This is a genomic window from Sphingosinicella sp., from assembly GCF_041916975.1.
Taxonomy (GTDB): domain Bacteria; phylum Pseudomonadota; class Alphaproteobacteria; order Sphingomonadales; family Sphingomonadaceae; genus Sphingosinicella.
Window position 1 is genome coordinate 2,300,749 of sequence record NZ_JAYRYK010000001.1, and the last position, 13,711, is coordinate 2,314,459.

A 13,711-nucleotide genomic window follows, 5' to 3' on the forward strand; every position below is an offset into this window, starting at 1 on the left:
CCGGCCGATACCGACAATCCAAAAAGGATCGTCAGAAACGCGCGGTGAGTTGCAGCCCCCATTCGCGGGGACGTCCCACCACCATGTTCTGCACACCGAAGGCCGGCACGAATTCGGCGGCGGTGAAATAGTCTTCCTTGGTCAGGTTCTTGCCGAAAACGGCGACCTCGAATGCCTCGCTTGATGATGTCCACGCGAGGCGCGCATCGACAAGCGTATAGGATGGCTGCACGACCGAGAGCGAATTCGCCGGATCGTGATATGTCTTGCTGCGGTGGCTGAGATCGCCGCGCACCGTGAGCCCGCCCATCGTTCCCGGTAGATCGAGACGATACTGCGCACCAAACGCGAGCGTCCATTCGGGCGCCTTCGGCAACGTGTTGGTGATCGGATAGCCCGTGCCCACCGCGAGCGATTGATACTCATTGTGCAGGTAGCCAATGCTGGCATTGAGATCGAGGCCGGGAAGCGGCGCGGCAAGGATTTCCGCCTCGAACCCGTAGAGGTCGACGCTGCCTGCGTTGTCGACCGTCAGGATCAGACCGCCCGTTGTCGGCGAGACGCTGTTGGTCTGGAGCTGCAGATCCTTGTACTGGCTGTAGAAGCCGGCGAGGTTGAAGGTCATCAGGCCATCGAGCAGCCGTGACTTCAGACCCGCTTCGTACGCGGTCAGTTTCTCGGGGTCGTAGGACTTGAATTCCTCGGGCGTCAGCGGACGTGGGTTCCAGCCGCCGCTCTTGAAGCCCTTCGACCACGACGCATAGAGCAGCAGGTCGTCGCTTGCGCGGTAATCGATGCCGATCTTCGGGGCGAAGTTCTTCCACGTGCGCTGATCGTGCGTCGGCGGCGTCGCGATGCGGCCCGAATTCGGATAGATCGAATCGATGAAGTAGCGCTTGCGCTCCCAGCTATAGCGCCCGCCGACGGTGAGCGTCAGCGCGGAGACGATCTCGTAGCTCGCTTGACCGAAGACCGCCCAGTTGTTGGTGGTGAGCGCCGTCTGCGGCCGCACGTCGAGATCGAGCAATGCGTTGAACGGATTGCCCGCGCCGCCCGCGCACGGCAGCCCGGCGACCGGGGGCGGGCAGGGCACGCCCGCGACGAGCGGGATCAGCGCATCGGGCAGCAGTTCGAGCGCATCGTAGAGGCCCGAGGCAAGAAGCGTCTGGTTCACGTCGTGCGCGCGTTCGCGGAAATAATAGCCGCCGACCAGCCAGTGGAGCCTTTTGTCCTCGGTTGCGCCGCTCAGCTGCAATTCCTGGCTGAACTGGTTCTCGCTCTGCACCTCGTCGGTGTGGATGATCGGGAACGGGGACTGGTCCATGTCGACCTGGATTTCCGCATCCATCTCGCGGTAGCCGGTAATCGACTTCACCGCGAGCGCCGGGCTCGCCTCCCACGCGATGGTGAGGTTCGTGCCCCACACATCCGCCTTGTCGCGCGTCGGGCCCGTGCCGTTGCTGACGCGGCGGTCTGAGGAGACCCAGCGGTCGTCGAACAGCGAGCCCGCGGGCAGCCCGTCGCGCGCGGCGACGAGCGGCGCGGCGATGGCATTGTAGAGATCATAGAGACCGCCGGGGAACGAGAACGTATCGGAAAGGCGCTGCGGCGATCCGTTCTGACGGATGCGCGAGGCATCGAACGACAGGTCGACCGTCCAGTCCTCGGACGGATTCCACGCGACCGCGAAGCGGCCCGCGTCGACGTTGATGTCGCCAAGGTCGGTGCCGTCCGGACGGATCACGTAGCCGTCCTGATTCTTGCTGGCGGCGGCGATCTTGATCGCGAGCACATCGGGGATCAGCGGCACCGAGATGCGGCCTTCCACATCGATGCGGTCGCGCGCGCCGACCGTGGTGCGGACCTGCCCGGCAAGTTCGTTGCCGGGGCGCGAGGAGATGATGTTGATCGCGCCGCCGATCGTGTTCTTGCCGTAGAGCGTACCCTGCGGGCCGCGCAGCACCTCGATGCGCTCGATGTCGGAAAGGTCCATCATCGCGCCGATCGAGCGCGCGATATAGACGCCGTCGACGTAAACGCCGACGCCGGGATCGGTCGGGAAGATGAAGTCGTTCTGGCCGACGCCGCGGATGAAGATCGCCGCGTTGGTGCTGCCGCCGTCGCCCTTGCCCGAATTGATTTCGACGTTGGGCACATAGGCGGCGACATTGCCGATGTTGGTGACGTCGCGCGCGTTCATCTGCGCCTCGCCGAAGGCGGAGACGGAGAGCGGCGTATCCTGCAGGCTCTGTTCGCGCTTCTGCGCGGTGATGATGATCTCGGCGATGCCGGTTTCATCGGTATCCTGTGCGGCGGCGGGCAGGGCAATGAAGCCTGCCGCCAATGCCGAAATCGAAATGCCGGTCCTTATGGCACCGGCAACAGTTCTTATCATGATGTGATCCTCCCGTTTTCTGATGTTGCCTGCTTCACCGCGAAAGAACCGCCACGGTGCAGGATTTCGTGTCGCCGGCGAGGTCGCCGCCCATGCACTGGGCGAGGCCGACCTTGGCGCCTTCCACCTGGCGCGCGCCGGCGGTGCCGCGCAGGTGCGCGGCGATTTCGGCGATCTGGGCGACGCCCGTCGCCGCGACCGGGTGGCCGCGGCTGATGAGGCCGCCCGAAACATTGACGGGAATGCGGCCGCCGAGCGACGTCGCGCCGCTCGCCGCAAGCGGCCCGCCTTCGCCGGGCGCGCAGAGACCGAGCGCCTCGCAATGCAAAATCTCTGCGATCGAGAAGGCGTCGTGGCACTCGACGAGATCGAGATCTTCAGGACCGATTCCCGCGCGCGTGTAGGCGGTGGCGGCGGTCTTGGTGTCAGTGTCCCAACGCGCGAGGTCGGCCGGGTTGTCGTAGCCGCCGCTCGCCAGAACGGCGCTGTCGATGCGCACCTTCGCACCCAACTCGCGCGCGAGACGTCCGGAGCCGATGACGATTGCCGAGGCGCCGTCCGCGATCGGGCAGCATTCGGAGCGGGTGAGCGGATCGGCGACCGCCGGACCGGCGAGCACGTCGGCAATCGTTTCCGTTCTCTGGAAAAGCGCATTCGGATTGAGCGCACCGTGGCGGCGGCTCTTCTCGACGACCGCGGCCATCTGTCCACGCGTGGTGCCGAATTCGTGCATGTGCCGCTGCGCGCGGAGCGCGAAGCTCGCGGGCGTGACCAGGCCGAGCAGCGTGTCGATCTCGGTGCGCCCGGAATTGATGAGGCCGAGCGAGGGCACGCACATGCGCTCGACGCCGAGCACGAGCGCGGCTTCCATCTGCCCGGCGCTCACCGCGTTCCACGCGAGCCACAGTGCGCTAGATCCCGATGTACAGGCGTTTTCGACATTCACGATCGGCAGGCGGCGCAGGCCCACGTCGCGCAGCAGCGTCTGGCCGATCGTCGTGTCGCCGAACAGCATCCCGCCGAGCGCATTCGCCACGAACGCGCCTTCGATGCGCGTGGGCGCAAGGCCGGCATCGGACAGTGCGAGGCGCGCGGCTTCCACACCCAGTGAAACGATCGTTCGTTCTATTTTTTGCGTAAAGCGTGTCGTGCCGACGCCGAGGATCGCGACCATGGGTGGATCAGTCTTTCAGTGCAGGCGTGAAATAGGGACGGATGCAGGGCTCGCCGCCGAGGCCGACGCCGAGCGCGCCGCTCTTCAGCGCAAGCGGCATTCCGATATGGAAATCCTCCGTGTGTTCGGGATCGAGCAGCATGAAGATGCGCAGCGGGTGTGCATCGAGATCGACGTAGCCGACGGCGTAGGGCGCGGGGAGGCCGAACGGCGGCTTGGTGCGGATCACCGTGGCGCTGTAGAGCGTGCCGCTGCCGCCGAGGCTCACGGTCTCGGTTTCGGCCATGTCGTCTGGGCAATGCGCGCGCGCCGGGAAATGCTGCGCGCCGCATACGGGACAGCGGCTGCCGACGAGTTCGGCGTGCGTGCCATCTGCCTTGAAGATCCCTTCGGCGAACGGCGGGAGATTGCCGCCGCTCATGCCGCTTCATCCTTCAGCAGCGCGTGCCATGCGGGATCGACCTCGCGGTCGTAGGTGTCGGGGGTGACGCCCTCGGCGCGGAGCGCATATTTCTGTATGCGTTCGGTCGGCGTCTTGGGCAGGGCATCGAGGATGCGGACGTAGCGCGGCACCATGAAGCGCGCCATCTGCCGGAGGCAATGCTGCATCAGCGCGATCGGTTCGAGGGCCTGGCCGGGGCGCAGCGTGAGGCAGATCATCACCTCGTCCTCGCCGAGTTCGGACGCGACCGCGACTGCAGCACATTCGAGAACGCCGGGATGCGCGGAGACGCCGCGTTCCACCTCATAGCTGGAGATGTTCTCGCCGCGCCGACGCAGCGCGTCCTTCTTGCGGTCGACGAAGTAGTAATAGCCGTCCACGTCGCGCCTCAGATAATCGCCGGTGTGGAACCAGAGATCGCGCCACGCCTCCACGGTTTTTTCCGGCATCCGATAATATTCCAGCATCATGCTGTTCATCGTCTTCGGCCGGATAAGCAATTCGCCGGGCGTGTCGTCGGGCACGTCGGCGCCGTCGTCGTCGACGAGCCGCACCTCATATTGCGGAAGCGGCTGGCCGCAGCATCCGGAGCGGCGGTGATCGATGCTGTTGTTGAGCGGAATGCCGATCTCGCTCATGCCGTAGCCTTCGACGAGGCGGACGCCGAAGCGCTGCTCGAATGCCTCGAACAGATCTTTGGGCGCGCCCGCACCCATCATCAGGCGAAGGCTGTTGTTCGCATCCTCAGGCGAAGGCGGTGCCTTCCAGAGAATCGGGAGAATACCCCCGATATAGTTGAACGCAGTGCAATTGTACGTGCGCACCTCGTCCCAGAAGGCGGAGGCCGAGAAGCGCCGTGCCAGCACCATGCGCGCGCCTGAAAGCAGGGCGGGAATCGTCGAGAGGAACTGCGCATTGCCGTGGAACAGCGGCAGCGCGTTGTAGAGGCAATCCTCGGGCGTGTAGCGGCAGCCCTCCGCGATGATCGCGGCTTGCATCAGCACGTAATTCTGCGGGAGTACCGCACCCTTGGACGGGCCGGTGGTGCCGGACGTGAACATCACGGCGACGGGATCGGCGGGACCGATGAGCGGTGCATCGCCAAGCGGTGCAGCGGTTTCCAGCGTACGGAAGTCAACGACCTGCTGTTGGATGCCGTCCAGCCCCGGACCATCCAGAAGCGCCACGGTCCGCAGTTTCGGCAGATCGGCAGCGATGTCCTGAAGGCGATCCTGAAACGTGCCTTCGAGAATCAGCAGCGAGCAATCCGCCTGATCCAGCATGTAGTGCAGCAGCGTGCCGCGATGCGCCGTGTTGATCGGCACCTCGATGGCGCCGAGCTGCGACAGCGCGAACCAGCAGATGAGGAATTCCGGGCGGTTCCCCATCATGATCGCGACCTTGTCGCCGCGCCCGATGCCGAGCGCGGCAAGGCCGCCCGCTACGCGCGCCGCCGCCGTGTGCAGTGCGCCGAACGTGAAGTCCTGCCCTTCGAAATAAAGGAACGGATCGTTCGGGCGTTCAGCGGCCCGCTGTTTCAGCAGGCCGTGAACGGTGCGTTCGGTAACGTTCGCGAGAATGTCCACCGGCATCTCAGGCGGCGCGAAGCTGCACGATCGGCTGCATCCCGTCGCGCGGGTTGGGCCAGCTGCCGTAGTAGCGGAGCGCATCCTCGGGCGGCGAAAGCTTCGACCAGTCCTTCACGAAGTCGCCGTAGGGCTTCGCGCGGGCGAGGCGCTCGGCACGTGCCGCCTTGCGCAGCGCATCGGTGCCCTCGGCGTCGAAGCGCATCGTCCCGGTGTCGTAAGCGATCTTGTAGATGTTCGCCGCCGCCCAGTGCGAGACGCGGCCATTGCGAAGATCGCCGAGCACGCTCGCCGGATCGCGCTCCAGCGGATCGCCGTAGCCGCCGCCGCCGCCGACGCCGACATAATAGGTGTCGCCGTCGTTGAACGGCTGCACGACCATGCTGACGTCCATCGCCTGCTTCATGCCGATCTCGGGATTGTTCGCCGCGAACACGCCGGAAAGGTCGTGCGGCAGCGGTGTCTTTCCGTCCGCCATCAGCGTCTTCAGGTTGCTGTCGTGCACGGTCTGCACGAACACCGGCGGCACCGCGTAGCCGCCGAACAGGCCGAGCGTCGTCGGGAAGCGCGAGCCGCCGCCCATCGAACCGAGCATGAAGCGGTTCGTATCGTGCACCATCAGCCCGAAGCCGACACCGCAACCGCCGCGCTGCTTGCCGTGGCCGTAGCTGTTGTTGAAGAGATTGCGGAACGTGTAGAGGAACGGCCGGTCGCTTTCGGTCGCCTCGACGTCCGAGCAGTCGCTCATCGTCGCGAAGAACGCGCCCGCCGCTTCCACGCCGTCCATGTCTGGCCGCGCGCCGCAGCCCGTGGCGTTGATCTCGGGGGTGATGTCCGCGATGCCTTCGCCGAACTGGTTGATGCCGCCGAACGTCGGGATCGCGAAGCCCGAGAACCACGCCGCCACTGCGCGCGAGGAATCGTAGCTGTAGGTCATCCGCGCGCCGGTCAGGAAGATGCCCTGCGTGAAGCAGGTCTGTACCAGCGGCGCGAGCGATGTGGAGGCATCGCCCTTGGCGTTCACCATGCAATCCTCTGGGAAGCGCCAGTCGATCGCTTCGAGGAGGCCATTGTTGGCGGGCAGATCATGGAACAGCCAGCCGCAGTAATAGACGCAGGAGAGGCCGAGGATGCCCTGAAAGAAGCTGTTGATCGGGCGGCCTTCCACGAGCGGCGACGTGTTCTCGAAATCCATGATGATGCGGTCGCCCTGCTTGATCATGGTGAGATTGATCTTGGTGAGCCCGGATTCGGTGCCCACCGTGTCGAGGAAGCGCGGCTGCCGGTAGATGCCGTCGTTGAGCTCGGCGACGCGGCGCTTCGCGGCTTCGCCCGTCTGCGTCAGGATCCGGCGCAGGCCGCCGATGAAGAACTCGGGTCCCTTCTCCTCGATCACTTCGAGCACGCGGCGCTGCGCGATGCGCGCGGCAGCGAGGCGCGCCTTGATGTCGAGGATCATGGTGCGCGGATCGCGCGTCATCGCCGCCAGCATGTTGAGGATATCCTCGCGCAGCTGGTAATTCTCGCCGATCTTGATCGGCGGCACGAGAAGCCCTTCGTCGTACTTGGTCTTCGCGGTGTTGCAGGTGCCGCCGGGCTCGGTGCCGCCCGCCTCGCCGGTGTGCACGGCGGCCGCGATGAAGCACATCAGCTCGCCCTTGTAGAACACGGGCACGGCGAGACCCATGTCGGCGTTGTGCACGCCGCCGTAGAAGGGGTCGTTGTAGAAGAAGCTGTCGCCGTCGCGCACGCCCACCGATGGTTCGTCCACCCAGTGCTTCACCGCGTATTTCAGCGGCAGCTGGCCGAGCACGGCGTGGTGATAGATGCCGGTTGCGCAGACGCTGAGATCGCCCTGCCGTGTGAAGACGCCGAAGGCGACGTCGCCCCAGCGCATCGCGGTGGAGGCGCCGAGCTTCATCGTCGTCTCTTTGCCCTCAAGCGCGATCATGTGCATCTTGTGCTTGAAGATGTCGAACTCGACGGGATCGATGTGCGCCTGTGCGGCGGCTTCGGCCTCGGTCATCGGTTCGGGGCGCAGGCGCTGAACCACCTCGTAGTCGCGGGCGTAGGCTATGCCGGTCATGTTCTCTCTCCCTCAGGCGCTGCGTTCGAGGACGCCGTTCCGCCAGGCGTCGATGTGGAAGGACCAACCCGGCGCGACGACATAGGTCGTGTCGGGGCTTTCGATGACGGCGGGGCCGGCGAGCCGGTTGCCGGGTTTCAGGCGGCGCGCGTCGTAGATCGGCGTAGCGACGAAGCCGTCCGCCGGGTCCCAGTAGACGGGGCGTGTTTCGGTCTTCGCGCTTGCATCGGGTTCGGCCGCGGCGAGTGTTTCGGCGGGCAGTGCGAAGGGATCCTGCGCGACCGACGCGGTGAGGAAGAAGCTCTCCACGTTGATTCCGCCTGCCGGGAAGGTCGCCTCTGGCGAATAGACCTCGGCGTAGCGCGCGGTGAATGCATCGCACAGCGCCTTCACGTCGTCGGCGTTATCGAGCCGCAGCTTCGGCGCGGTGACGCGTGTCATGTTGTATTGGCTGCCGTAGCGCATATCGAGTTCGAGCCGGAACGCCATGTCGCGCTCGTTGAAGCCTTCGAGCTTCAGGTCGCGCGTCGCGAGATCGACGAGTTCCGAAACCAGATCGTTGAACGGCGCGAGATCGGAAAGATACGCCTGCTCCGACCAGTTGAAGAGCTTCAGCGAACGCGAACGTTCCCACACTTCCTTGATCGCCATCGTCGAGGCGCCGAACGCGCCGAACACCGACGATTGCAGCGGCACGACGATCTTGCTGACGCCGATGAACGGCGCGAAGCCCACCGCGTGTGCGCCGCCCGCGCCGCCGCAGGCATAGAGAACGAAGGTGCGCGGGTCGTGACCCTTCAGCGCAACCTCGTTGAACACCTCTTGGCCCATGCGCGCATCGATCATGCGGCGGATGCGCCATGCGGCTTCCTCCACCGGAATGCCGAGCGGCTGTGCGATCTTCTCGCCGATCGCTTTCTTCGCGAGATCGATGTCGAGCAGCATCTCGCCGCCGAGATAATTCTCGGCATTGTAGAGGCCGAGCACGAGATCGGCGTCGGTCACGGTCGGTTCCTTGCCGCCCTTGTCGTAGCAGGCCGGCCCCGGCATCGACCCGGCCGATTGCGGACCGACCTCGAGCGTGTCACCGAGCGTGCGGTTGATCCACGCGATCGATCCACCGCCCGCGCCGATCGATTTCACTTCGATTGCCGGAATGTTGGTGCGCCAGCGGTCGATCACCGGGATGAAATCGTGCGCCTTGATCGCGCCGCCCTCGATGAGGCCGATATCGAACGAGGTGCCGCCCATGTCGGTGAACACGATGTTGCCGTCCGCCGACAGCCCGCCGAGCGCGGCCGCGCCGTGCAGCCCCGCGACCGGCCCGGCGTTGTGCGTCAGCACGGCGCGCGTGCGCGAGGCTTTCTTGGTGCCGCCGGTGTTGTGGACGAGCGTCAGCGGCTTTTTATAGCCGCCGTCGCGCAGTTCGTTGCCGAGCTTGTTGAGTTCGTCGGCCATCAGGCCGTGGATGTAGGCGTTGACGACTGCGGTCATCGTGCGCGTGTATTCACCCGCCTTGGGCGAGATTTCCGACGACAGGATCACCGGCATCGAGCCAAGATAATCCTCGGGATATTCCTCCTCGATCACCTGCTTGATGAATTGCTCATGCTCCGGGTTCACGAACGACCAGAGCAGCGAGACGACGAAGCCTTGCGCGCCGCGATCGACGAGCGACTGCAGCTTTTCGAGAACCTCCTCACGCGAAAGCGGTGCGATGATCTTGCCTGCGTAATCGATGCGCTCGCGCACGCCGACGACCATCTGTGGATCGATGAGCGGCGCGGGCTTTTCGATGCGCGCGAGGTCGCGGCCCTGCTGCCAGCCGAGCCCGTCCGCCCAGCTGCGCCCGCGCCCGATGAAGATCGTATCCTCGAAGCCAGCGGTGGTGATGAGGCCGAGCTTGGGGCCGGTGCGCTCGATGAGCGCGTTGGTGCCCACCGTCGTCGAATAGCGCACGCTCGAAAGACCGCTCAGGAATTCGGGCAGCTTCAGTTTCAGCCCCTTCGCGAGCAGCCCCATGCCGCGCATGAAACCGACCGAAAGGTCGTAGTGCGTCGTCGGTGTTTTCGCCGTGTGGAAGCCGCCGCCCTCGTGGGCGCAATAGAAGTCGGTGAACGTACCGCCGACGTCGATGCCTACCGTGTAACTCATCGCTGCCTCGTCCCTCAAGGTTGGCGGGCGCCGCTGAAGGCGCCCATGAATGCGTGCATGGTTTCCACCGGCAGCGGATCGGGTCCGCCGCCGAGCGTCGTGATGATGAGCGGCCGCGTCGCCGCGAGCGCGGCTGCTGCTGTCGTGTCGTCCACGGAAAGCGCGATCCCGATGGCGGGGCCTTCGGCGGCGATGCGGTCCAGCAGTTCGGCGTCCGCAATTCCAGCGGCGATCACCGCATCGGGTTTCAGTCGCACTGCCGCATCGGCGGCGTCTTCGTCCGGGATCGCCATGATGATGCCGAGCGGTACGTCGAAATAGGCGGTGACGTTGCGCAGCGTGTTGAACAGCTTGCGCGCGCCCATGCCGGCGAGTTCCGATGCGGGTACGGCGCTTTCATCGAACAGCAGCAGCGCCGGGCGTGCCTCGACGATACCCGTCAGAACCTCCTTCGCGGCGTCGGCGTCGCTCGTCGCAGCAAGCGTCACCGGGCCCGGCAGAATGGGAACGATCGGGCGGCCATTCTCTGCGGCGAGGCGGCGAACCGCTTCGACCGTGCTCGCGCTGTCCGACGCATCGATTTCGATGACGATGGCATCCGTGTCGAACAGCGCGGCGATGCGCTTCGCCGCCTGCACGATCTGCCCTGCATCGGCGACTAATGCGCTCCACGGCTGGCCGCACACCGGCGCGGCTGCCGTTGCAAGACGCGGCAGCACCGCCGCGCCCGCGTCGCCGCCGAGAACAGAGGCCAGCCGGTTCGTCATGCGGCGGCGCCGTGGCGGCGCTTCAGCGCGGCGATGTCGAGTTCGATCTCGTGCGTGATCGGGTGGCCCGGCGGCAGATACTCGTTCTCCAGCATCGTCGCGCAGCCGGGGCAGTAGAATTCCACGAGGCCGCAGTATTTGCTGTCCGGCGTGAAGCTGTAATTGCCCTCCGCGACGAGCGGCGGGTGCACCTCTTCAAGCGGTCGCTGCGCAACGACGCAGCCTTCCTTGTAATTCCCGTGCGCGGAGCCGAGATCGTGGCCGCAGCGGTTGCAGCGCCACGTTTCCGTGGGCAGATCGATATCGAGATACTCGGTGATGCGGACTTTGCTCATCGCCTAATTCCGTTCGAGAAGCGCGTTGTCGTAAGCGTCGATGCCGAGGCTCCAGCCTTCGGGCACCAGGATCGTCGTCTGGTTCGATTCCACGATCGCGGGCCCGGAAAGCGCGTGGTCGGGACCCATGCGCGCGCGGTCGTAAACCGGGGTTGCGATGCGCTCCGATCCGCCGAACCACACCTGCCGGTCGGCAAGGCGCGCGGCTGCGAGATCCGCCGCCGCCGTCAGCCCCTGCCGCCATTCGAAATGCGGCACGCGCGCAGAGGCGCTGTAGGCGATGCTGGCAAGGCGTAGCGGACCTGCGGTTCCGAGCGCTTCGCGTGCGGCGACGAGCGCTGCGGCGGCGGCATCGGTGTCGGAGACCGCCACGGTTTTAGCGGCCACGAGCTTTTCGGGCTCACCGCCTGCACCGGTCCAGAAGAGTTGCAGCCGCGCCTCGGCGTCCGCCGGTTCGAAGCCCTCACCGCGCATGTCGCGTGCCGCTTCTGTCGCCATCTCCGCAACGAGCGCACCGGCGGAGAGCAGGTCGCTCGCGCTTTCCACGAGAATGTCCGCGCGGCGGTAATAGATGTGGCCCACGTCCATCAGCGATGAACCGAACGCCGAGGAGACGGCGGAGAAGGGCGTGATGATCACGCGGCTGACGCCTGCATTCACCGCGATGTCCGCGGCATGGATCGCGCCCGCGCCGCCATAGGCGATGACGGGAAGACCGCTTGGGCGTCCGAGGCGTTCGGCGACCGCGCCGACAGCCTTGCCCATCGCGGCTTCCACATTGCGGCGGACGGCGAGCGCGGCGTCTTCGATGCTGAGACCGAGCGGCTGCGCGACGGCGGCGTCGATCGCGGCGCGCGCCTTCTCAAGATCAAGTGTCATGCCGCCGCCGAGGAAGCGCGCGGGATCGAGGATGCCGAGCACGAGGTTCGCGTCCGTCACCGTTGCCTTCGTGCCGCCGAGGCCGAAGCAGGCCGGGCCGGGGAGCGCGCCCGCCGATTGCGGCCCTACCTTCAGCACGCCGTCTTCGACCTCGGCGATCGATCCGCCGCCCGCGCCGAGCGCGTCGATTGCCATCATCGGCAGGTTGCAGGCGAAGCCTTCGACCTCGGGCTGCAGCGCGTAGCTCGCCTGTCCGCCCTCCACATAGGAGATGTCGAACGAGGTGCCGCCCATGTCGGTGGCGATCAGCGTTTCGGCGCCGTAGAGTGCGCCAATGGCGCGCGCGCCGTAAAGACCGCCGGTGGGGCCGCTGTTGTAGGTGTTGATCGCGCGTGTCTTCGCAACACGGGCGACCGCGCCGTTGTTGTGGCCGATGAAGAGCGTGCCGCGATAGCCGCGCAGGCGCAGTTCCTCACCCGCCTTGTAGAGCAGGCGCGCGAGCTTGCCGTGGATATAGGCGTTGAGCACGGCGGCGTTGATGCGCTCGCGCGTGCCCGGCCGCGCCGAAATGTCCGACGCGAGGAAGGTGGGCACCGAGCCGAGATAATCGCGCGGATACTCGGCCTTGATCACCGCGCGCACGCGGCGCTCGTTCGCGGGATTGAGATCGGAGTTCGCAAGTGCGACGACGATGCCGCGCGCGCCCCGATCGATCAGCGTCTGCGCCGCATCGAGGATCGCGGCGGCGTTCGGCGATGCCGTCACCGCGCCGTCCGCGCCAACGGTCTCGGCGATCCCGATCACCATGTCCGGCGCGACGAGCGGCGACTTGCCCTCTTCGTCATGCGTCGGCGCCAGCGCTTCCGAGCCCGCCGTGACGATGAGCCCGATCTTGGAGCCGTTGCGCTGGATGATCGTGTTCGTGCCGATCGTGTTCGAGAAGCGGATGATATCCGTCTCGCCGAGGAAATCTTCGATGCCGCGTTCGAATGCCTCCGCGCCTGCGCTGATGCAGTCGAGGAAGCAGGCGGTCAGGTCGTGCGGCGTCGTCGGCACTTTCACGGTGCGCACGTCGCCGTCCCGCACGATGAAGCCGTCGGTGAAGGTGCCGCCGGTGTCGATGTCGATGGTGATGCCCATGAGGTTTTCGTTTTCCCTTGCGCCGGCCTGTCCGGCGATTTGCCTATTGTTCCGAACCGGTGCCGCGCAGGATGAAGGCGAGCACCTGATCGACGGTCTGCTCGCGCTTCGCCTGGCCTGCGGAGGGTTTTGACCAGCGCAGGTACCAGTTGATGACGCCGAGCATGTTGAATGCGGTGATGCGGACGTCGCCGTCGGCGAGGAGGCCCACGGCGCGCAGGCCTTCGAGCTCAGCGACGTAGATGGTGAGGATTTCGCGCTGGATGCGCTTGTTGGCCTTGTTGCCGCTCGCGGACAGGCGCTCCTCGTCGATGAAGAAGATGCGCGATTCCCGCCGGTATTGTTCCGAGACGTCGAGATGTTCGCGCACCAGCGCGGCGATCCGGGCGCGCGGTTCCGAAACGCCGTCGATCGCGCCGCGCAGGCGAGCAGGAAGCGCCTTCACCGAGCGTTCGAGGATGGCGAGCCAGAGCGCCTCCTTGTTCTCGAAATAGTGGTAGACGTTCGAAACGCTGCGCCCCACCGCATCGGCGATGTCGCGGATCGAGGTGCCCGCGAAGCCGTTGCGGGCGAACAGCTCCACCGCGACCTCCACGAGTTCCTCGCGGCCTCGCGCCTCACGGGCGGCAGGCGAATTCTTCAGGCTGACGACGCGCGCCATACACTCTCCCAAGGTTCCAGTCCGCCGAGTCGCGGATCTTGTCTGTTCTATCACGGCTTCGAATCAACCCGTCTAGAACGATCGTTCTATAA

At 65.8% G+C, this 13,711-nt stretch carries 10 protein-coding genes; all 10 read right to left on the reverse strand.

Going from position 1 to position 13,711, the window contains the following annotated elements; genetic code table 11:
- Window positions 1–31: 31 nt before the first annotated feature.
- The 10 genes from ACE3TJ_RS10995 to ACE3TJ_RS11040 are packed head-to-tail and all read right to left on the reverse strand — an operon-like array spanning window position 32 to window position 13,619.
- A complete protein-coding gene (locus tag ACE3TJ_RS10995) occupies window positions 32–2,395 on the reverse strand; it encodes a TonB-dependent receptor (RefSeq protein ID WP_374596101.1) in 2,364 nt (787 codons plus the stop codon).
- A 34-nt stretch (window positions 2,396–2,429) separates the two neighbouring features.
- Complete coding sequence (locus ACE3TJ_RS11000) at window positions 2,430–3,569, reverse strand: thiolase family protein (protein ID WP_374596102.1); 1,140 nt, start codon at window positions 3,567–3,569, stop codon at window positions 2,430–2,432.
- A 7-nt stretch (window positions 3,570–3,576) separates the two neighbouring features.
- Window positions 3,577–3,990: a Zn-ribbon domain-containing OB-fold protein gene (locus tag ACE3TJ_RS11005; protein WP_374596103.1), complete on the reverse strand. Its 414-nt coding sequence runs from the start codon at window positions 3,988–3,990 to the stop codon at window positions 3,577–3,579.
- Window positions 3,987–5,597, reverse strand: a complete 1,611-nt coding sequence (locus ACE3TJ_RS11010; protein ID WP_374596104.1) for an AMP-binding protein — start codon at window positions 5,595–5,597, stop codon at window positions 3,987–3,989. The genes ACE3TJ_RS11005 and ACE3TJ_RS11010 overlap by 4 nt, the downstream gene beginning before the upstream one ends.
- A gap of 7 nt (window positions 5,598–5,604) precedes the next feature.
- Window positions 5,605–7,683 (reverse strand): hydantoinase B/oxoprolinase family protein, encoded by a 2,079-nt coding sequence (locus ACE3TJ_RS11015; RefSeq protein WP_374596105.1) that lies wholly within the window; start codon window positions 7,681–7,683, stop codon window positions 5,605–5,607.
- Between the two features lie 12 nt (window positions 7,684–7,695).
- On the reverse strand, window positions 7,696–9,837 hold the full coding sequence (locus tag ACE3TJ_RS11020; protein ID WP_374596106.1) for a hydantoinase/oxoprolinase family protein: 2,142 nt from the start codon (window positions 9,835–9,837) through the stop codon (window positions 7,696–7,698).
- A gap of 14 nt (window positions 9,838–9,851) precedes the next feature.
- Entirely contained in the window at window positions 9,852–10,604 is a 753-nt protein-coding gene (locus tag ACE3TJ_RS11025; RefSeq protein WP_374596107.1) for a hypothetical protein, read from the reverse strand.
- Window positions 10,601–10,939, reverse strand: a complete 339-nt coding sequence (locus tag ACE3TJ_RS11030) for an acetone carboxylase subunit gamma (RefSeq protein WP_374596108.1) — start codon at window positions 10,937–10,939, stop codon at window positions 10,601–10,603. The genes ACE3TJ_RS11025 and ACE3TJ_RS11030 overlap by 4 nt, the downstream gene beginning before the upstream one ends.
- Window positions 10,940–10,942: 3 nt before the next feature.
- The gene (locus tag ACE3TJ_RS11035) at window positions 10,943–12,958 is read right to left on the reverse strand and encodes a hydantoinase/oxoprolinase family protein (protein WP_374596109.1); all 2,016 of its coding nucleotides are present in this window, start codon (window positions 12,956–12,958) and stop codon (window positions 10,943–10,945) included.
- Window positions 12,959–13,001: 43 nt separating this feature from the next.
- Entirely contained in the window at window positions 13,002–13,619 is a 618-nt protein-coding gene (locus ACE3TJ_RS11040; protein ID WP_374596110.1) for a TetR/AcrR family transcriptional regulator, read from the reverse strand.
- Window positions 13,620–13,711 lie beyond the last annotated feature (92 nt).

Coding starts and splice junctions, on each gene's coding strand:
- ACE3TJ_RS10995 (WP_374596101.1), bottom strand. CDS start 2,395: ATGATAAGAACTGTTGCCGGTGCCATAAGGACCGGCATTTCGATTTCG.
- ACE3TJ_RS11000 (WP_374596102.1), bottom strand. CDS start 3,569: ATGGTCGCGATCCTCGGCGTCGGCACGACACGCTTTACGCAAAAAATA.
- ACE3TJ_RS11005 (WP_374596103.1), bottom strand. CDS start 3,990: ATGAGCGGCGGCAATCTCCCGCCGTTCGCCGAAGGGATCTTCAAGGCA.
- ACE3TJ_RS11015 (WP_374596105.1), bottom strand. CDS start 7,683: ATGACCGGCATAGCCTACGCCCGCGACTACGAGGTGGTTCAGCGCCTG.
- ACE3TJ_RS11020 (WP_374596106.1), bottom strand. CDS start 9,837: ATGAGTTACACGGTAGGCATCGACGTCGGCGGTACGTTCACCGACTTC.
- ACE3TJ_RS11025 (WP_374596107.1), bottom strand. CDS start 10,604: ATGACGAACCGGCTGGCCTCTGTTCTCGGCGGCGACGCGGGCGCGGCG.
- ACE3TJ_RS11030 (WP_374596108.1), bottom strand. CDS start 10,939: ATGAGCAAAGTCCGCATCACCGAGTATCTCGATATCGATCTGCCCACG.
- ACE3TJ_RS11035 (WP_374596109.1), bottom strand. CDS start 12,958: ATGGGCATCACCATCGACATCGACACCGGCGGCACCTTCACCGACGGC.
- ACE3TJ_RS11040 (WP_374596110.1), bottom strand. CDS start 13,619: ATGGCGCGCGTCGTCAGCCTGAAGAATTCGCCTGCCGCCCGTGAGGCG.